The sequence below is a fragment of the Agrococcus sp. SCSIO52902 genome, assembly GCF_022983135.1.
In the GTDB taxonomy this organism is placed as follows: domain Bacteria; phylum Actinomycetota; class Actinomycetes; order Actinomycetales; family Microbacteriaceae; genus Agrococcus; species Agrococcus sediminis.
Genome location: NZ_CP095269.1, coordinates 965,939 through 983,593 on the forward strand (window position 1 = coordinate 965,939; position 17,655 = coordinate 983,593).

The 17,655-nt window shown below is 73.3% G+C and carries 19 protein-coding genes and 2 pseudogenes; 14 read left to right on the forward strand and 7 right to left on the reverse strand.

The window, feature by feature from the left end:
• The first annotated feature begins 96 nt into the window (after positions 1–96).
• The 5 genes and pseudogenes from rpsF to dnaB form a co-directional block, all read left to right on the forward strand.
• Complete coding sequence (gene rpsF / locus MU522_RS04770) at positions 97–495, forward strand: 30S ribosomal protein S6 (protein ID WP_128189650.1); 399 nt, start codon at positions 97–99, stop codon at positions 493–495.
• A gap of 2 nt (positions 496–497) precedes the next feature.
• A complete protein-coding gene (locus tag MU522_RS04775) occupies positions 498–1,037 on the forward strand; it encodes a single-stranded DNA-binding protein (protein WP_128189651.1) in 540 nt (179 codons plus the stop codon).
• Positions 1,038–1,096: 59 nt separating this feature from the next.
• On the forward strand, positions 1,097–1,351 hold the full coding sequence (gene rpsR, locus MU522_RS04780) for a 30S ribosomal protein S18 (protein WP_128189652.1): 255 nt from the start codon (positions 1,097–1,099) through the stop codon (positions 1,349–1,351).
• 12 nt (positions 1,352–1,363) lie between these two features.
• On the forward strand, positions 1,364–1,816 hold the full coding sequence (gene rplI, locus MU522_RS04785) for a 50S ribosomal protein L9 (RefSeq protein ID WP_128189653.1): 453 nt from the start codon (positions 1,364–1,366) through the stop codon (positions 1,814–1,816).
• A gap of 445 nt (positions 1,817–2,261) precedes the next feature.
• Positions 2,262–3,545, forward strand: a pseudogene (gene dnaB, locus MU522_RS04790) (replicative DNA helicase); the annotation flags it as partial.
• A 160-nt stretch (positions 3,546–3,705) separates the two neighbouring features.
• Here dnaB and MU522_RS04795 read toward each other — a convergent pair.
• The gene (locus MU522_RS04795) at positions 3,706–3,987 is read right to left on the reverse strand and encodes a Fe-S cluster assembly protein HesB (protein WP_246992847.1); all 282 of its coding nucleotides are present in this window, start codon (positions 3,985–3,987) and stop codon (positions 3,706–3,708) included.
• Between the two features lie 128 nt (positions 3,988–4,115).
• On the opposite strand from MU522_RS04795, the gene MU522_RS04800 reads away from it, so the two are divergent.
• The gene (locus MU522_RS04800; protein ID WP_246992849.1) at positions 4,116–5,372 is read left to right on the forward strand and encodes an MFS transporter; all 1,257 of its coding nucleotides are present in this window, start codon (positions 4,116–4,118) and stop codon (positions 5,370–5,372) included.
• A 252-nt stretch (positions 5,373–5,624) separates the two neighbouring features.
• Here the strand turns inward: MU522_RS04800 and MU522_RS04805 are convergent.
• A pseudogene (locus MU522_RS04805) lies at positions 5,625–6,128 on the reverse strand (Type 1 glutamine amidotransferase-like domain-containing protein); the annotation flags it as partial.
• Positions 6,129–6,208: 80 nt separating this feature from the next.
• Between MU522_RS04805 and MU522_RS04810 the strand changes: the two are divergent.
• Together MU522_RS04810 and MU522_RS04815 are read left to right on the forward strand one after the other, a co-directional pair.
• A complete protein-coding gene (locus MU522_RS04810) occupies positions 6,209–7,201 on the forward strand; it encodes an NYN domain-containing protein (RefSeq protein WP_128190471.1) in 993 nt (330 codons plus the stop codon).
• Positions 7,202–7,247: 46 nt separating this feature from the next.
• On the forward strand, positions 7,248–8,141 hold the full coding sequence (locus tag MU522_RS04815) for a DNA-formamidopyrimidine glycosylase family protein (protein WP_246992852.1): 894 nt from the start codon (positions 7,248–7,250) through the stop codon (positions 8,139–8,141).
• A gap of 24 nt (positions 8,142–8,165) precedes the next feature.
• Here MU522_RS04815 and MU522_RS04820 read toward each other — a convergent pair whose 3' ends face one another.
• From MU522_RS04820 to MU522_RS04830, 3 genes are all read right to left on the reverse strand, one after another.
• Positions 8,166–8,432, reverse strand: a complete 267-nt coding sequence (locus MU522_RS04820; protein WP_128190469.1) for a YciI family protein — start codon at positions 8,430–8,432, stop codon at positions 8,166–8,168.
• Between the two features lie 103 nt (positions 8,433–8,535).
• Positions 8,536–9,114, reverse strand: coding sequence for an NADPH-dependent FMN reductase (locus tag MU522_RS04825; RefSeq protein WP_246992854.1), 579 nt, complete (start codon positions 9,112–9,114; stop codon positions 8,536–8,538).
• 99 nt (positions 9,115–9,213) lie between these two features.
• A complete protein-coding gene (locus MU522_RS04830) occupies positions 9,214–10,434 on the reverse strand; it encodes an amidohydrolase (protein WP_246992856.1) in 1,221 nt (406 codons plus the stop codon).
• Positions 10,435–10,609: 175 nt separating this feature from the next.
• Here MU522_RS04830 and MU522_RS04835 point away from each other — a divergent pair, with 175 nt between their 5' ends.
• The 6 genes from MU522_RS04835 to MU522_RS04860 all read left to right on the forward strand — a co-directional run bounded on the left by MU522_RS04835 (position 10,610) and on the right by MU522_RS04860 (position 15,104).
• Positions 10,610–11,128, forward strand: coding sequence for a hypothetical protein (locus MU522_RS04835; RefSeq protein ID WP_246992858.1), 519 nt, complete (start codon positions 10,610–10,612; stop codon positions 11,126–11,128).
• On the forward strand, positions 11,125–11,397 hold the full coding sequence (locus MU522_RS04840; RefSeq protein ID WP_128190465.1) for an ABC transporter ATP-binding protein: 273 nt from the start codon (positions 11,125–11,127) through the stop codon (positions 11,395–11,397). Before MU522_RS04835 ends, MU522_RS04840 begins: the two co-directional genes overlap by 4 nt.
• Before the next feature lie 14 nt (positions 11,398–11,411).
• The gene (locus tag MU522_RS04845) at positions 11,412–11,999 is read left to right on the forward strand and encodes a hypothetical protein (RefSeq protein ID WP_246992860.1); all 588 of its coding nucleotides are present in this window, start codon (positions 11,412–11,414) and stop codon (positions 11,997–11,999) included.
• Positions 12,000–12,022: 23 nt separating this feature from the next.
• Positions 12,023–12,862, forward strand: a complete 840-nt coding sequence (locus MU522_RS04850; protein ID WP_246992862.1) for a sulfurtransferase — start codon at positions 12,023–12,025, stop codon at positions 12,860–12,862.
• Positions 12,863–13,038: 176 nt separating this feature from the next.
• Complete coding sequence (locus tag MU522_RS04855; protein WP_246992864.1) at positions 13,039–13,470, forward strand: Fur family transcriptional regulator; 432 nt, start codon at positions 13,039–13,041, stop codon at positions 13,468–13,470.
• Between the two features lie 128 nt (positions 13,471–13,598).
• Positions 13,599–15,104: a catalase gene (locus MU522_RS04860; RefSeq protein WP_246992866.1), complete on the forward strand. Its 1,506-nt coding sequence runs from the start codon at positions 13,599–13,601 to the stop codon at positions 15,102–15,104.
• An 87-nt stretch (positions 15,105–15,191) separates the two neighbouring features.
• On the opposite strand, the gene MU522_RS04865 is transcribed toward MU522_RS04860, so the two are convergent.
• A complete protein-coding gene (locus MU522_RS04865; protein ID WP_246992868.1) occupies positions 15,192–16,208 on the reverse strand; it encodes a zinc-binding dehydrogenase in 1,017 nt (338 codons plus the stop codon).
• A gap of 67 nt (positions 16,209–16,275) precedes the next feature.
• Positions 16,276–17,655, reverse strand: coding sequence for an adenylosuccinate lyase (purB, locus tag MU522_RS04870; RefSeq protein ID WP_246992870.1), 1,380 nt, complete (start codon positions 17,653–17,655; stop codon positions 16,276–16,278).

Sequence of the window (17,655 nt, forward strand, 5' to 3'; positions counted from 1 at the left end):
GCTCCGCTCGTCCTCGAGCGCGAGGCCCCCGCACCATGCAACCCTCCTGCTGCAGACCGTCTGCAGCCGTTCTAGTCCGAAGGAGGTGGGTGAAGCATGCAGCAGTACGAGCTGATGGTGATTCTCGACCCGGAGGTGGACGAGCGCACTGTCGCCCCGTCGCTCGACAAGTTCCTGGGCGTGATCCGCAACGATGGCGGCACGATCGAGAGCGTCGACATCTGGGGCCGTCGCCGCCTGGCCTACGAGATCGACAAGAAGACCGAGGGCATCTACGCCGTCGTGAACTTCACGGCCGAGTCGGCCTCCACGAACGAGCTGGACCGACAGCTGAAGCTGTCCGAGGCCGTCATGCGCACGAAGGTCCTCCGCGCCGAGGAGGCCGTCACGCAGACCGGCGCCTCCAAGCGCCACGCCGAGGCCAAGGCCGCGAAGGCCGCCAAGGCCCCCGCTGCCGAGCCCGCCGCGCCCGCCGCAGAGGTCGAGGCCGAGTAGTCATGGCTGGCGAGACGATCATCACGGTCGTCGGCAACCTGACTGCCGACCCGGAGCTGCGCTACACGCAGAACGGTCTCGCGGTGGCGAACTTCACGATCGCGTCGACCCCCCGCACGTTCGACCGCCAGGCGAACGAGTGGAAGGACGGCGAGGCGCTGTTCCTCCGCGCGTCGGTGTGGCGCGAGTTCGCCGAGCACGTGTCGCAGAGCCTGTCGAAGGGCTCGCGCGTCATCGCGCAGGGTCGCCTGAAGCAGCGCTCGTTCGAGACGCAGCAGGGCGAGAAGCGCACCGTCATCGAGCTCGAGGTCGACGAGATCGGCCCCTCGCTCCGCTACGCGACCGCGCAGGTCACCCGCACGACGGGCGGCGGCGCTGGCCGCAGCTCCGGCGGCGGGCAGGGCCAGGTCGGCCAGGGCGGCGGCTTCGGCCAGCCCCAGCAGGCCGCCGACGAGCCGTGGGGCCAGCCGGCCGCGCAGCAGTCGGGCGGCGACGTCTGGGGAGCGCCCGGCACCTCCTACAACGACGAGACGCCCTTCTAAGGCCTCTCGCCCACCTATGCACTCCCGGGACGGCAGTCCCGAGCACGAAAGAAGGAACAATGGCTGGCAAGCCGCAGAACCGCAAGCCGCGGGGCCCGAAGGGCGGCAAGAACCTCGCCCCCGCGAAGGCGATCAGGGTCGGCGTCATCGACTGGAAGGACGTCGCGACGCTCAAGAAGTTCATCTCGGAGCGCGGCAAGATCCGCGCCCGTCGCATCACCGGCGTGTCGGTGCAGGAGCAGCGCCTGATCGCCAAGGCGATCAAGAACGCGCGCGAGATGGCGCTCCTGCCCTACTCGGGCGCCGGACGCTGAGGGGGCTGAACCATGGCAAAGCTGATTCTCACGAACGAGGTCTCCGGCCTCGGCTCCGCTGGTGATGTCGTCGAGGTGAAGAACGGGTTCGCCCGCAACTACCTCGTGCCCCAGGGCCTGGCTGTCGCGTGGTCGCGCGGCGGCGAGAAGCAGGTCGAGCAGATCAAGGCCGCCCGCGTCGCACGCGAGCACGCCACGATCGAGGAGGCGCAGGACCTCCGCGCCCGCCTCGAGGCGAACCCCGTCACGGTGAAGGTCAAGGCCGGCACCGAGGGCCGCCTGTTCGGCTCGATCCAGACGAAGGACATCGCCGACGCCGTCGAGGCAGCCGGTCACGGCTCCGTCGACAAGCGCGTCATCGAGATCCCGACGCCGATCCGCGCGGTGGGCGACCACCAGGCGACGGCTCGTCTGCGCGACGACATCGTCGCCCAGATCACGGTCCGCGTGGTCGCTGCCAAGTAGCGACCGCACGCCGCCGAGGGCCCGCATCCATCACGGATGCGGGCCCTTAGTCGTTCTGCGACGGGCCGGACGCGTGTCAAATCGAGCCCGCGACGCAAAGTCTCAACGTGTACTTGACACACGCTTCTCCCCACGGGGTGTGGAAACGGAAATGCCCGGTCAGAGGCGGTTTGGACGGTGATCCCGCGTTCGATTCCACAGATCTGTGCACAGGTGGGACCGGCGGGCGTCGGCGCGTCACACGGCGTTGTCCCCAGCTCTCCACAAGCCTGTCCACAGAGCGATTCGCCCTCGCGCGGCAGCGCTCCTAGCCTGTGGAAGGCTCCCCTCCCGCGCGGTGTGGGTCGCCTGCGGCATCGTCGACAGCGAAGGGGGACGCGTGACGGATCTGGCGGAGATCGGGCTCGACGAGAGCCGCTACAGCGAGCGCACCCCGCCGCACGACATGCTCGCCGAGCAGTCGGCCATCGGCGGCATGCTGCTGTCGAAGGACGCCGTCGCCGACTGCCTCGAGACCGTGCGGGGCAACGACTTCTACCAGCCGAAGCACGAGATCGTCTACGAGGCGATCCTCTCCCTCTACTCGCGCGGCGAGCCCACCGACGTCATCACCGTCGCCGACGAGCTGACGAAGACCGCGATGCTCTCGCGCGCGGGCGGCGTGCAGTACCTGCACTCGCTCACCTCGATGGTGCCGACCGCGGCCAACGCCGGCTACTACGCCGAGATCGTCGCCGAGAAGGCCGTGCTGCGGCGGCTCGTCGAGGCCGGCACGCGCATCGTGCAGATGGGCTACGCGTCGGAGGGCGAGGTCACCGACCTCGTCAACCACGCGCAGGCCGAGATCTACTCGGTGATGGGCGAGGACCAGTCCGAGGACTACGTGCCGCTCAGCCTCGCCGTCGAGTCAGCGATCGAGGAGATCGAGGCCGCGAAGGGCCTCGACGGCGTCATGACCGGCGTGCCGACCGGCTTCCGCGAGCTCGACGAGCTCACGAACGGCCTCCACCCGGGCCAGCTCATCGTCGTCGCCGCCCGACCGGGCCTCGGCAAGTCGACGCTCGCGATGGACCTCGTGCGCTCGTGCTCGATCAAGAACGACCTGCCCTCGGTCTTCTTCTCGCTCGAGATGGGCCGCACCGAGATCGCGATGAAGCTGCTCTCGGCCGAGTCGAGCATCCTGCTGCAGAAGCTCCGCAAGGGCGCGATCGAGGGCCGCGACTGGACCACGCTCGCGCAGGTGCGCGGCCGCATCAACGACGCGCCGCTCTACATCGACGACAGCCCCAACCTGACGCTCGTCGAGATCCGGGCGAAGTGCCGCCGGCTCAAGCAGCAGGCGGGCCTCAAGATGGTGGTCGTCGACTACCTGCAGCTCATGACGAGCGGCAAGAAGGTCGAGTCGCGCCAGCAGGAGGTCTCGGAGTTCTCGCGCTCGCTCAAGCTGCTCGCGAAGGAGCTGCAGGTGCCGGTCATCGCGCTCTCGCAGCTCAACCGAGGCCCTGAGCAGCGCGGCGACAAGAAGCCCGCGATCAGCGACCTCCGCGAGTCGGGCTCGATCGAGCAGGACGCCGACATCGTGATGCTGCTGCACCGCGAGGACGCCTACGACCGCGACATCCGCCCCGGCGAGGCCGACATCATCGTCGCCAAGCACCGCGGCGGCCCCACCAAGACGATCCCGGTCGCCTTCCACGGCCACCTGGCCCGCTTCGTCGACATCGCACCGGGCATGGGCGCGGGCGAGGGCGGCGCCCCCGCCATGCCGCCAGGCGGCACGCCGTTCGGCGGCAGCCCGTACGGCGCCCCGCAGGAGCCGCCGCCCGTCGAGGGCTGAGCACGAGGAAGGGCCCGACCGATCGGCCGGGCCCTTCCTCGTCTGGCTGCGGTCAGCCCTGCTGGCCTACCGCGAAGTCGACGCGGCCGTCGGGGGCCGCGGATGCGTCGAGCACCTTGTCGTCGAGCGTGACGGCAGCCGACGGGTCGAGGAAGACCTTCGCGCCGGCGGCCTCGACGACCTGGTCGTCCGCCTCGGGCGACGTGGCGACGGTCACGTTGAGGCCGGCGCCCTCGAGGTCCTGCGAGATGCGGATGCCGCCGGTCGGGGCTGCCTCGGCGTTCGCGACGATGCCGTTGATGACGGCCTGGGCGTTGTCGGTCAGGGTGAGCATGGCTGCTCCTCTCCGTTGGCGAGTCGGCCACGATGCCGTGCCCGGGCCGGCCACGCAACCCGCGGGCCGGTCCCGGGCGTGTCGGCGGCGCGCATCCGCCGCCCGCCGACAGGGCAGACTCGGGGATCGTGACCACCGATGGAGCAGCCCGGCCGCGCCGGCTCGGCACCGGCTTCTGGCGCCTGTTCGCCTCGTCGACCGGCTCGAACCTCGCCGACGGCATGCTGCAGGCGGCGCTGCCGCTCGTGGCGGCGAGCCTCACCCGGGATCCGCTGCTCGTGTCGCTCGTGGCATCGCTCGCGTTCCTGCCCTGGCTGCTGTTCGCGATCCCCGCGGGCGCGCTCGTCGACCGCATCGACCGGCGCCGCGCGATGCAGGGGGCCAACCTCGCCCGCGCGGCGATCCTGCTGGGGCTCGCGGTCGCGCTCGCGACGGGCTGGGCGAGCATCGGCGTGCTCTACGTCGCGGCCTTCCTGCTCGGCGTGGCCGAGACGGTCTACGACAACGCGGCGCGAGCGCTGCTGCCGCGCGTGGTGCGCCGCGACCAGCTCGAGCGGGGCAACTCGCTGCTGTCGACCGCCGAGTCGGTGAGCAACCTGTTCCTCGGCGCTCCGCTCGGCGCGCTGCTGTTCGCGCTGACGGCGGTGCTGCCGCTCGGCGCCGCCATCGCGATGTACGTCGTCGCCGCGACGCTCGTCGTGACGGTGCGCGGCTCGTTCGCGCCCGAGCGCGGCGCGCCGACGACCCTCGCCGCCGACATCCGCGAGGGCCTCGGCTGGCTGCTGCACCACCGCATCCTGCGGCAGCTCGTGTGGGTGACGGGGCTCGGCGCCTTCGGCTACTCGGTCGCGAACGGCATCGCCGTGCTCTTCGCCCTCGACGTGCTCGGCATCGACGAGGCCGCCTTCGGCCTGCTGCTCGCCGCGATGGGCGTGGGCGCCGTGCTCGGTGCGCTGCTGTCGCCGGCGCTCACGCGCCTGCTCGGCCGCACGGCCGCGATGGGCGTGAGCGGCACGCTGTGCGGCGCGACGCTCGTGGGCATCGGGCTCTGGCCGGCCCTCTGGGTGACGCTCGTCCTGTGGCCGCTCGGCGCGCTCGCGGTGAGCGCCTTCAACGTGCAGGTGATGTCGGTGCGGCAGGTGCTCATCCCGGATGCGCTGTTCGGGCGGGTGCAGGGCGCGTACCGCACGGTGCTCTGGGGCAGCATCCCGCTCGGCTCGGTGAGCGGCGGCGTGGTGGGGTCGCTCGTCGACCTGCCGAGCGCGATGGTGTTCGGCGGTGCGCTCGCCACGGTCGCGGGGCTCGGCACCTGGTGGGTGCTGGGCGTGCACCGGCGCGAGATCGCCGCGGCGTTCCTGCGGGAGGACGACCCGCTCAGGGCGTGATGATGCAGGGCGTGATGATGCAGGGCGTGATGATTCAGGGCGTGATGAGCCGCCAGCTGCCCTCGGAGACGACCTCGACCTCGCCGTCGACCACGGCGATGGCCGTCTCGTCGTCGATGGCCTAGGTCGGCTCCGGGATGCCGCCGCCCAGCGCTCGATGCTGGCGAGCGCCGCGTCCTCCATGCCCGGGCGGTCGAGGTGCGGGTAGAGCGCGAAGTCGACGAGCCCGAGGGTCTGGTCGGCCTCCGAGGCCATGTCGCTGCCGTCGGGCACGAACTCGAGGTCGAACTCGGCGTCGCAGTTGCGCGCGGTCACCGCGATGCTGCCCGCGCTCACGCCGACGTAGACGGCGTCGGTCAGCGACGGCAGCAGATCGGCGAGCCCCGACCTCCGCATCCAGTGGCAGAGGTAGAGCACGTCGCCGCCCCAGACGAGCAGCGCGTCGGCCTCGCGCACCGCGGGCACCCAGCTCTCGTCGCGGATCGTGGGGAGCGCGGTGAGCTCGAGGACCCCCACCGACTTCCACCCGAGGTTCGCGAGCGGGCTGCCGGCCTCGCCGCGGATCGCCTCCCACGCCATCGACCCGCGACCGGGGAACGGATGCACGGCGGTGGGGATGAGGAGCGCCGTCGACTCCGAGACGGGCTTGCCGAGCAGCGCCTCGAGCGCCGCCGCGATGCTCGGGTTGCTGATGCCCGAGGAGGTGAGGAGGAGCTTCACGAGGGCCTTCCGTCGTCGCCGTGCGCACGCGCGCATCCGCCGAGCCGCGCTGCGGGCCCGAGCGTACACCGGGGCCGCCAGCGGTGGTGCGGGCGGGCGCCTGCCAGACTGGGGCCATGCCCACCGACTCCGAGGCGCGTGTCGCCGTCTACATCGACTTCGACAACATCCTCATCTCCCGCTACGACCAGCTCCACGGCCGCGGCGCCTTCCACACCGATCGCGTGCGCACGCTGCCCGCCGACGGCCGCGAGTCGAAGGCGCGCACGCGCTTCTCGCAGGCCACCGTCGACCTCGGCGCCATCATCGACTACGCCTCGAGCTACGGCTCGATCGTGCTGAGCCGCGCCTACGCCGACTGGTCGGTGCCCGCGCACGCCGCCTACCGCGACCAGCTGCTCGCGCGCGCGGTCGACCTCGTGCAGATGTTCCCGACCACCCGCTCGCTCAAGAACGGCGCCGACATCCGCCTCTCGATCGACGTGGTCGAGGATCTCTTCCGCCTCGACAACATCACCCACGTCGTCGTCGTCGCCGGCGACAGCGACTACATCGCGCTCGCGCAGCGCACGAAGCGGCTCGGCCGCTACATGGTCGGCATCGGCGTCGCCGGCAGCACCTCGAAGTCGCTCGCCGCCGCGTGCGACGAGTTCGCCGACTACGACGCGCTGCCCGGCATCGAGCCGGTCGTGCTCGACGAGCCCGAGGGCGAGCCGGATGCGCCGGAGCCCACGCCCGCCGAGGCGAAGCAGATCCAGGCCGAGGCGGAGGCCGTCGCCGCGCCCGAGCAGCCGCCGGCCCGCCGCCGCCGTCGCGCGACGAGCGAGTCGGTCGCCCAGGCGCAGGACGAGGTCGCGATGACGCCCGAGCAGCGCGGCGACGCCGCGACCGGCCTCCTCGAGCGCGCCCTGCGCATCCTGCACCAGAAGGGCGACGACGAGTGGCTGCACGCCAACGTCGTCAAGGAGCAGATGAAGCGCATGGACCCGGTCTTCAACGAGAAGTCGCTCGGCCACCGCTCGTTCTCGGACTTCATCGGCGCGCGCGGCGCGCTCGTCGAGGTGCGCGAGGAGGGGCAGGCGCGCCTGCTGAAGCTGAAGAGCCAGTAGCCGATCCGCTCGTCGCGGTGTCAGCGGCGGCGTGCAGGATGGATGCATGCCGGAGCTGCCGGAGGTCGAGGCCCTGGCGGCCGATCTGGGCGAGCGCCTGATCGGCCGCACGATCCGCCGCGTCGACGTGCCGTCGATCGCCGCGCTCAAGACCTTCGACCCGCCCGTCGACGCGCTGCACGGCACGACCTTCACCGCGGTCGGCCGCCGGGGCAAGCACCTCGTGCTGTCGGTCGACAGCGGGCTGCACCTCGTCGTGCACCTCGCGCGGTCCGGATGGGTGCGGTGGCGCGACGCGGCGCCGAGCCCGACCGCGGGGCGCGGCCGGGGCCCGCTCGCCGCCCGCATCGTGCTCGAGCGGCGCGAGGGCGACGAGGGCGTGGGCGGCGACGGCGTCGACATCACCGAGCAGGCGGCGCAGAAGCGGCTCGCCATCCACGTCGTCGCGCACCCCGACCAGGTGCTCTCGATCGCGACGCTCGGTCCCGAGCCGCTGGAGCCCGCGTTCACCGAGGAGCGCTTCGCCGGCATCCTCGCGCACGCCGGCCGCGCCCAGATCAAGGGCGTGCTGCGCGACCAGCGCCGCATCGCCGGCATCGGCAACGCCTACTCCGACGAGATCCTGCACGCGGCGCGCATGTCGCCGTTCCACCCGGCGTCGATGCCGGCCGACGACGTGCACCGCCTCTACGAGGCGCTGCAGCAGGTGCTCGGCGAGGCGGTCGAGCGGGCGCGCGGCGTCACGGCCTCGTCGCTCAAGGCCGAGAAGCGGCAGGGGCTGCGCGTGCACGGCCGCAAGGGCGAGGCGTGCCCCGTGTGCGGCGACACCGTGCGGCAGGTCATCTACGCCGACAGCACCTTCGAGTACTGCGCGACCTGCCAGACGGGCGGCAAGCCGCTCGCCGATCGCGTGCTGTCGCGGCTGGGCGTGCGCCGCTGACGGCTGCCCTCTGCGGGCTGCGGCTCAGAGGCTGCCGGCGACGACGGTCCACGGCTGGATCGTCACGACCCGCACGCCCGGCGCCTCGTAGTACGGGTCCTCGGCGAGGGCCGCCTCGACCTCGTCGACGTCGTCCGAGTGGAAGAGCAGCAGCGCGCCCGACTGGTCCTCGAAGGGGCCGGCGGCGGCGAGCAGGCCGCGCTCGTGCAGGCCCTGCAGCAGCTCGCGGTGGCGCGGGCGCAGCTCGAGGCGGGCCGGGTCGTCCGAGAAGGCGGTGATGACGGCGATCATGCACTCAGCCTAGGCAGTGGCGGCGGGCCCGCCCGCACATGACGGACGGGCGGATGCCCTGCCCGGGTGAGCAGGGCATCCGCCCGTCGTGTGCGCGGTGCGGTCAGGCCGCGGTGCGCTCCGCCTGCGCCGAGACCTCGACCAGCTGCGCGACGGCCGCGCGGAGCGGCTCAGCGGAGCGGGCGACGAACGCGCTCGCGTCGACCATGTGCATCGCGTCGTCGAAGTCGGTCGGCTGGAACGGCATCCGCACGCCCTCGCCCTGCAGGTCGAGGCCGATGTAGGAGAGCACGGCGGTGAGCTGCGCGGCGGCCGAGGCGCCGCCCGACCAGCCGTAGGAGACGACGACGGCGGGCAGGTCGACCCACTCGGCCTTCAGGTAGTCGATCGCGTTCTTGAGCGCCGCCGGGTAGCCGCTGTTGTAGTCGGGGGTGAGGAACACGACGCCGTCGAGCGCGTCGATGCGCTCGGCCCAGGCGACCGAGTGCGGCTGGTTGCGCACGCCGGAGGCCGGCGGCAGCGCCTCGTCGAGCAGCGGCAGCGCGATCTCGGCCAGGTCGAGCATGACGGCGTCGCCGCCGGCGGCCTCGATGAGCGTCGCGATCTCGTCGGCGACCGGGCGGCCGACGCGGACGGGACGGGTGCTGCCGACGATGATGCCGACCTGGCGGCGCTGGGACATGGGTCTCCTCGGGACGTGGATCAGGGTGCGGCGCGATGCTGCGCCGTCTGGGCCAACGCCCCGTCGGATATCAGATATTCCCGGCGCCCCGGGCCCGGCTCAGCCGAGGAAGGTGCGGGCGGCCGTGACCATCGCGCGCGTCGCCGTGTCGAGCGTCGGCTGCATCACGGGGATGAAGTTCGGCGAGTGGTTCGAGGGCACGTCGACGTCGAAGGTGCCGCGCTCCCGGGCTGAGGCGACCGTCTCGGGGTCGAAGCCGCCGTAGACCCAGTAGACGTAGGGCGCGCCCCACGTCGCGGGCAGGTCACTGAAGTCCTCCGAGCCGAGCACGGGCTCCTGGGGCAGGTGCTGCTCGCCGAACTCCGCGTCGAACGCGGCGCCGAGCTTCGCCGCCGCCGCGTCGTCGTTGATGGTGAGGGGCGCCGCGGGGCCCGCCTCGATCGTCGCGGGCGGCGCGCCGGCGGCCTGCGCCTCGCCCTGCACGATGCGCTCGATCGCGGCGAGCACCTTGTCGCGCACGGGCTGCTCGAAGGTGCGGATGTTGATCTCGAAGCGCGCGTGCTCGGGGATGATGTTCTGCTTCGTGCCGGCGTGGAACGTGCCGACCGTGACGACCGCGCGGTCGGACGGCGCGACCTCGCGCGACACGATCGTCTGCAGGCGCACGACCATCGAGGCGGCGAGCACGATCGGGTCGATCGTCTTCTCGGGCTGCGATCCGTGGCCGCCGCGGCCGTGCACGGTGACGATGACGTGGTCGCTGCCGGCCATGACGGGGCCGGGCGCCGTGAAGACCTCGCCGGCGGCGCCCGGGAAGACGTGCTGGCCGAGCGCGATGTCGATGCCGTCGGGCAGCAGCTCGCGCAGCCCCTCCTGCATCGTGAGCGCGCCGGTGATGAGCTCCTCCGCGGGCTGGAAGACGGCGACGATCGTGCCCGACCAGTCGTCCTGCTCGGCGAGCACGCGCAGGGCTCCCTGCAGCGAGGCCATGTGGGTGTCGTGGCCGCACGCGTGCATGACGCCCACCCGCTGGCCCTCCCAGTCGTCGGTCTCGGTCGAGCGGTAGGGCACCTGCTCGACCTCGGTCACCGGCAGGCCGTCCATGTCGGCGCGCAGCAGCACCGTCGGGCCCTCGCCGCGGCGGAGGATGCCGACGACGCCGGTCGACTCGCCGACCTGCTCGTGCGTCTCGTAGCCCGCCTCGCGCAGCAGCTCGGCCATGCGTGCCGCGGTGCGGTGCTCGCGCAGCGAGAGCTCGGGGTGCGCGTGCAGCCCGCGGTAGAGGTCTTCGATGAAGGGGCGGTGGCGCTCGAGGGTCATGCGGCCAGGCTAGCCGCGGCGGCGCCCGCCCGGGGCGGTCCTGCCGCCGCGCTCCGGCGCCGGGCCGCGTGCCGCACCGGCGATAGGATCGAGGGGAACCGTGAGGAGAGCCGTGACCGCCCAACCGAGCACCTCGCAGAGGCTGCTTCCGTGGCACCTCCCTGCGATGCGCGCAGTGCAGGCCCTCGTCGTCGGCCTGCCGCTGCCGTTCATCCCGCTGCACTCGCCGCTCGTCGGGCTCCTGACGCTCGCCGTGCTGGCCGGCGGCACCGCCGCTGCGCTGTGGCTCGGCCGCGCGCTCGTGCCCGCGGGCGCAGGTCGCTGGCCGGTGCCGGCCGCCGCGTGGTCGGCGCTCGTCGCCGTCGTCGCGGTGGTGCTCGCGCTCGCCGCGCCCACCGAGACGTCGCTCGGCCTGCTGGTCGCGGCGTGGGCGCTCGTCACCGGCGCGCTCGAGCTGCGCGGCTGGTGGCGGATGCGGGCCGAGACGGACCAGCGCACGCTGCGGCTCGTGCACGACTGGCGCGCCGTCGGCGTGCTCACCATCATCCTGGGGCTGGTGTTCGCCTTCGTGCGCGACGCCGTCACCCTCACCGGCATGCTCGGCGCCTACGCCGTCATCGTCGGCGTCTACCACGCGCTCGCGGCGCTCTCCGCACGCCCGGCGCGCACCACGAGCGAGCGGAGCGAGGCATGAGCGAGCAGCAGCAGCACGACGACGGACCCATCCAGCCCACGCGGCGGCAGCAGCTGAAGCCCTTCGAGTACCTGGCGTTCGCCGCCGTGGCGGGCGCGTTCGTGGGACTCGTGATCCTGCTGTCGGTGCGCGACGTCGTGCTCGCGCTCGTGTTCGGGGGCGTCGGCTTCATCGGCACGCTCCTCATCACCGCGACGCTGATGCTCGCGATCAAGCCCAAGGGCCGCTCGGCGGCCGACCTCGACAAGCGCGAGGGCTTCGAGCGGTGAGGCGCGCGGCGCCCGTGGGGGCGAGCGCCCTCGCGGCGCTGGCGATCGCGCTCGCGCTCGCGGGCTGCTCGACCTCGGCGCTCGGGCCCGAGCCGCAGCCGACCGCGACCGGGAGCGGCACCCCCGGCGACGCATCCGCACCGGACGGCCCGCACCTGACGGCCGAGGGGCGGGTGTTCGACCCCGTCGCCGACGACGTCGACCCCGACGGCGAGTGCGAGGGCGAGTCGGGGCGCGAGACGCTCGAGCGGTTCGACCGGGCCGCGTGGCCCGAGCTCGACGTGCGCGCGGGCGAGGCGCGCATGACGTGCGGGAACGCCGACGGCGCGGGCTGGCGGCACATCGCCGACGGCCACACGGGCGACTTCGACGAGCTCGCGGCGCTCATCGGCGCCGAGTGGGACGACGTCGCGTGGTTCGCGATCGACCGCGCGCTCGAGCAGCCGACGCGCGTCGAGGCGTACCGCGACGACATCGTCAACTACGACGTGCTCGTCGAGCACGTGGAGGGCGGCGAGGTGCAGCGCTCCTGGATGGTCACGGTCGGCGTCGGCCTCGGCTCCGGCCAGATCATCACGGCGTTCCCCGACGAGCAGCGCTGACGCGGCCTGGCAGGCTGGGTCGCATGCGCGATCTCGTGGACGTCGACTGGCTGGCCGAGCACCTGGGCGACGACGGCCTCGTCGTGGTCGACGCGAGCATGGCGCCGCCGGGCTCGGGCGACCCGCTGCCGGCCGACGGCATCCCGGGCGCCGTGCGCTTCGACCTCGAGGGCGCCTTCTCGCGCCACGACGAGTCGGATGGGCTCGGCCCGGTGGGCGTGCACGACATGCCTGCTCCGGCCGACTTCGAGCGCGCGCTCCGCGCGATCGGGGTGCGCGCGGGCGACCGGGTCGTCGCCTACGACGCGGCCGGGCTGTTCTCGAGCGCCCGCGCCTGGTGGATGCTGCGGGCCGCAGGCCTCGACGCGGCCGTGCTCGACGGGGGCCTGCCCGCCTGGGCCGAGGCGGGGCATCCGCTCGCCCCGGTCGCGGCGTCGACCGGCCGCGACGGCGACGTCGTCGTGCGGTGGGATGCGTCGGCGCTCGTCGACGCGGACGCCGTCGCGGCCGCGCTCGCCTCGGGCGAGGCCGCGGTGCTCGACGCCCGCTCGCCGAGCCGGTTCTCGGGCGACGAGCCCGACCCGCGCGAGGGCGTGCGCGCCGGCCACATGCCGGGCGCGGGATCGCTGCACTACGCGACGCTCGCGCCCGGCGGCCGCATGCTGCCCCCGGAGCAGCTCGCCGAGCGGCTGCGGGCTGCGGCGGGGGAGCGGCCGATCGTCGCGAGCTGCGGCTCGGGCGTGACCGCCGCCGTCATCGCGCTGGCCGCGACGCTCGCCGGCCGTGAGGCGGCCGTCTACGACGGCTCGTGGTCGGAGTGGGGCCGCGCCGACTCGGGCCGCCCGGTCGCGACCGGCGCCTGACGCGGCCGCTGCTGGCAGCCCGACCGCCGGCGAGTGGGGCCGCTGCGCCCGACTGGGTCGGGCGCGCCGGCCCCGCTCGGGCGCAGCCGCCCCAGTCGGCGCGGGCGGCGCGCGGCGCACGCGCACCGGCGCGCCGCTGTTTTGAGCGGTTCACGATTGTGGCTAGGGTGGGGAGCGTGACCGAGACCGACGCCGAGCTGCTCCGCGAGCGGGGCCTCCGCGTCACGCAGGGGCGGCTCGCGGTGCTCGACGTGCTCGAGCGCATGCCGCACGCCGACGCCGAGAGCGTGCACCGCGCGCTCGAGGCCGCCGGTCACGACACCTCGGTGCAGTCGGTGCACAACGTGCTCGGCGACCTCACCGCTGCCGGGCTCCTGCGCCGCTTCGAGCCCGAGCGCTCGCCCGCCCGCTACGAGCGCCGCGTCGACGACAACCACCACCACGCGCTGTGCGCGCGCTGCGGCCGCGTCGAGGACGTCGACTGCGTCATCGGCGCGGCCCCCTGCCTGCACGCCGACGCCCCGCCCGGCTTCACCGTGCAGGCGGCGGAGGTGACGTTCGTCGGCGTCTGCGGCGACTGCAGCGGCCGGGAGGCGGACGCCGCCTGACCGGCCCCGTCGGGGCCGCACCCGACGACGCGGGCACCGTCGCCCATCCGCACCGCCGACGGCGCGACCGCGCCCGCGCGACCGCGCGCACCCAGACCTGACCAACGACACGCAACGGAAGAGGAAGCATGACGACACCCACCACGAACAGCGTCGGCACCCCGATCGCGAGCGACGCGCACTCGCAGAGCGTCGGCGCCGACGGCGCGATCGCGCTCACCGACCACTATCTGGTCGAGAAGCTCGCCCACTTCAACCGGGAGCGCGTGCCGGAGCGCGTGGTGCACGCCAAGGGCGGCGGCGCCTACGGCCGGTTCGTCACCACCAGCGACGTGAGCGCGTACACGCGCGCCGCGCTCTTCCAGCCGGGCGTCGAGACCGAGATGCTCGCCCGCTTCTCGACCGTCGCCGGCGAGCAGGGCAGCCCCGACACGTGGCGCGACCCGCGCGGCTTCGCGCTGAAGTTCTACACGACCGAGGGCAACTACGACCTCGTCGGCAACAACACCCCCGTCTTCTTCATCAAGGACGGCATCAAGTTCCCCGACTTCATCCACTCGCAGAAGCGCCTGCCGGGCTCGCACCTGCGCGACAACGACATGCAGTGGGACTTCTGGACCCTGAGCCCCGAGTCGGCGCACCAGGTGACGTGGCTCATGGGCGACCGCGGCCTGCCGAAGAGCTGGCGCCACATGGACGGCTTCGGCTCGCACACCTACCAGTGGATCAACGCCGACGGCGAGCGCTTCTGGGTGAAGTACCACTTCAAGACCGACCAGGGCAACGCGTTCCTGCCGCAGGCGGAGGCCGACGAGCTCGCCGGCAGCGACGCCGACCACCACATCCGCGACCTCTACTCGGCGATCGAGGAGGGCGACTTCCCGTCCTGGACGCTCTCGGTGCAGGTCATGCCGTACGCCGACGCCGCGACCTACCGCTTCAACCCCTTCGACCTGACGAAGGTGTGGCCGCACGGCGACTACCCGCTCATCGAGGTGGGCCGCATGACGCTCGACCGCAACCCCGAGAACTACTTCGCCGAGATCGAGCAGGCGGCGTTCAGCCCCGCCCACTTCGTTCCCGGCATCGCGGCGAGCCCCGACAAGATGCTGCAGGCGCGCATCTTCAGCTACGCCGACGCGCACCGCTACCGCATCGGCGTCAACCACGCCGAGCTGCCGGTGAACGCCGCGCGGGCGACCGAGGTGCACTCCTACGACAAGGAGGGCTCGATGCGCCACGGCTTCCGTCCCGCGTCGGCGCCCGTCTACGCGCCGAACTCCTTCGGCGGACCGGCGGCGGATGCGGCTGCGGCCGGTGACGACCGCGGGTGGCAGAGCGACGGGGAGCTCATCCGCGCCGCAGCCACCCTGCACCCGGAGGACGACGACTTCGGCCAGGCCGGCACGCTCGTGCGCGAGGTGCTCACCGACCCCGAGCGCGAGCGGCTCGTGGCGAACATCGTCGGCCACGTCGGCAAGACGCGCGTGCCCGAGATCCGCGCCCGCGCCATCCAGTACTGGAAGAGCGTCGACGCCGGCCTCGGCGCGCGCGTCGAGGCGGGGCTGACCCCGATCGACGAGCCCCGCACGTCGCTCGCGTCGGAGCCGGTGCGCACGCCCGCCGTCTTCTGATCCACGGCGCCCACGCGCCCGCGGCCCGCACCGGCACCTCGCCAGGGCGGGCCGCGTCGCGTCGGGCACGTGGCGCGGGTGCAGGCCTCAGGGGCGCAGCAGCACCTTGACCGCGCGTCGCTCGTCCATCGCCCGGTAGGCCTCGGCGGCCTCGTCGAGCGGCAGCTCGAGGTCGAAGACGGCGGATGCGTCGAGGTCGCCGGCGAGCACGGCCGGCACGAGCTCGGGCAGGTAGCGCACGACCGGCGCCATGCCGCCGCGGAGCCCGATGTTGCCGCGGAACGCCGTCGGCCAGGGGATCTGCACGCCGTGCGGCACGCCGACGAAGCCGACCGTGGCGCCCGGGCGGGCGGCGCCGAACGCCGTGAGCATCGACTGCTCGGTGCCCACGCACTCGAGCACCGCATCCGCCCCCACCCCGTCGGTGAGCTCGCGCACCGCCTCGACCGCGTCGTCGCCGCGCTCGGCCACGAGGTCGGTCGCGCCGAAGTCTGTGGCGATGCGCTGCCGCTCGAGGTTGCGCGAGAGGGCGATGACGCGCTCGGCGCCGAGGCGCTTCGCCGAGAGCACGCCGCACAGGCCCACCGCGCCGTCGCCGACGACGACCGCGGTCGAGCCGGGCACGACGCCGGCCGAGACGGCCGCGTGGTAGCCGGTCGGCAGCACGTCGCTGAGGGCGAGCACCGCCGCGTGCTGCTCGGGCGCGGGCGCCTCGTCGAGCACGAAGCACGTGGCGTCGGCGTTCGTCACGCGCGTCAGCTCGGCCTGGCCGCTGCCGGTCATCGCGAGCTCGACGCAGCCCTGCGTCTGGCCGGCGAGGCAGTGCACGCAGCGGCCGCAGCAGTGGTCGAAGGGCACGATGACGAAGTCGCCGACGCGCACGCGCGCGACGTCGGGACCGATCGCCTCGACGACGCCGATCGCCTCGTGGCCGATCGTGCGGGGCTCGGGCACCTCGTTCGCGCCGCGGTAGGGCCACAGGTCGGAGCCGCACACGCAGCCGGCGACGACGCGCACGATCGCGTCGGTCGGCCGCTCGAGCGCGGGGTCGGCCCACTCCTCGACGCGGATGTCTCCAGGGGCATGCAGGATGGTCGCTCGCATGCCTCCAGCCTGGCACGCGGTGCCCGCGCGCGCGGCGAGCGCGGGCGCGGGCGCGGGCGGCGCGCGCCTACGGCAGGCGGTCGACGAGCGCGCTCGCGACGCCCGTGTAGGCGTGGGGCGTCAGGCCCCGCAGCCGCTCCTTGGCGGCATCCGAGATGTCGAGCCCGTCGACGAACGCGATGAGCTCGGCCTGGCCGACGCGCTGCCCGCGGGTGAGCTCCTTCAGCTGCGCGTAGGGGTCGTCGATCGACGAGCGGCCCGCGAGCACCTCGGCGCGGATGACCGTCTGGATCGCCTCGGCGAGCACCTCCCAGTTGCCCTCGAGCGCGGCGTCGAGCGCGGCGTCCGAGACGGCGATCTCGCCGAGGCCGCGGCGCAGGTTGTCGAGCGCGAGCAGCGAGTGCCCGAGCGCGACGCCGATGTTGCGCTGCGTCGACGAGTCGGTGAGGTCGCGCTGCAGGCGGCTCGTGACGAGCGTCGCCGAGAGCGACTCGAGCATGGCCGACGCGATCTCGAGGTTGGCCTCGGCGTTCTCGAAGCGGATCGGGTTGATCTTGTGCGGCATCGTCGACGAGCCGGTGGCGCCGGCGACCGGGATCTGCGTGAACGTGCCGAGCATGATGTAGGTCCACACGTCGGTGGCGAGGTTGTGCAGGATGCGCCCGGCGTGCGAGATGGCGCCGAAGAGCTCGGCCTGCCAGTCGTGCGACTCGATCTGCGTCGTGAGCGGGTTCCAGGTGAGCCCGAGGTGCTCGACGAAGGCGGATGCGGTGGCCGGCCAGTCGGCGTCGGGCTCGGCCACGACGTGGGCCGAGAAGGTGCCCGTGGCGCCGGCGAACTTGCCGAGCACCTCGACCTGCTCGATCCGCCTCGCCTGCCGCTCGATGCGCCAGGCGACGACCGCGAGCTCCTTGCCGAGCGTCGTCGGCGTCGCGGGCTGGCCGTGCGTGAGCGAGAGCATGGCGCGGTCGCGCTGCTCGACGGCGAGCTCGCGCAGCCGGTCGATGACGGCGCGCAGCGCCGGCATCCAGACGTCCTGCACGGCGGTGCGGATCGTGAGGGCGTAGGAGAGGTTGTTGATGTCCTCGCTCGTGCAGGCGATGTGCACCGCCTCCGAGAGCCGCTCGAGGCCCTGCTCCGAGAGCCGCTCGCGCACGAGGTACTCGACCGCCTTCACGTCGTGCCGCGTGACGGCCTCCTTGCCGGCGAGCCAGTCGACCTCGTCCTGGCCGAACCCGGCCGCCCACTGCCGCAGCGCATCCGCATCCTCGGCGTCGACGGGGCTCGCGCCGAAGAGCCGGTGCTCGGCCACCCAGAGCAGCCACTCGACCTCGACGTGCACGCGGGCCCGGTTGAGGCCCGCCTCCGACAGGTGCTCGGCGAGCGCCCCGACCTGCCGCTGGTAGCGGCCGTCGAGGGGGGAGAGGGGCTGGGCGGGCAGCGACAT

Bases quoted from the DNA above. Each gene is read 5' to 3' on its own strand.
- rpsF (WP_128189650.1), top strand. From the start codon at position 97: ATGCAGCAGTACGAGCTGATGGTGATTCTCGACCCGGAGGTGGACGAG.
- MU522_RS04775 (WP_128189651.1), top strand. From the start codon at position 498: ATGGCTGGCGAGACGATCATCACGGTCGTCGGCAACCTGACTGCCGAC.
- rpsR (WP_128189652.1), top strand. From the start codon at position 1,097: ATGGCTGGCAAGCCGCAGAACCGCAAGCCGCGGGGCCCGAAGGGCGGC.
- rplI (WP_128189653.1), top strand. From the start codon at position 1,364: ATGGCAAAGCTGATTCTCACGAACGAGGTCTCCGGCCTCGGCTCCGCT.
- MU522_RS04795 (WP_246992847.1), bottom strand. From the start codon at position 3,987: ATGCTCACCCTGACCGACAACGCCCAGGCCGTCATCAACGGCATCGTC.
- MU522_RS04810 (WP_128190471.1), top strand. From the start codon at position 6,209: ATGCCCACCGACTCCGAGGCGCGTGTCGCCGTCTACATCGACTTCGAC.
- MU522_RS04815 (WP_246992852.1), top strand. From the start codon at position 7,248: ATGCCGGAGCTGCCGGAGGTCGAGGCCCTGGCGGCCGATCTGGGCGAG.
- MU522_RS04820 (WP_128190469.1), bottom strand. From the start codon at position 8,432: ATGATCGCCGTCATCACCGCCTTCTCGGACGACCCGGCCCGCCTCGAG.
- MU522_RS04825 (WP_246992854.1), bottom strand. From the start codon at position 9,114: ATGTCCCAGCGCCGCCAGGTCGGCATCATCGTCGGCAGCACCCGTCCC.
- MU522_RS04830 (WP_246992856.1), bottom strand. From the start codon at position 10,434: ATGACCCTCGAGCGCCACCGCCCCTTCATCGAAGACCTCTACCGCGGG.
- MU522_RS04840 (WP_128190465.1), top strand. From the start codon at position 11,125: ATGAGCGAGCAGCAGCAGCACGACGACGGACCCATCCAGCCCACGCGG.
- MU522_RS04850 (WP_246992862.1), top strand. From the start codon at position 12,023: ATGCGCGATCTCGTGGACGTCGACTGGCTGGCCGAGCACCTGGGCGAC.
- MU522_RS04860 (WP_246992866.1), top strand. From the start codon at position 13,599: ATGACGACACCCACCACGAACAGCGTCGGCACCCCGATCGCGAGCGAC.
- MU522_RS04865 (WP_246992868.1), bottom strand. From the start codon at position 16,208: ATGCGAGCGACCATCCTGCATGCCCCTGGAGACATCCGCGTCGAGGAG.
- purB (WP_246992870.1), bottom strand. From the start codon at position 17,655: ATGTCGCTGCCCGCCCAGCCCCTCTCCCCCCTCGACGGCCGCTACCAG.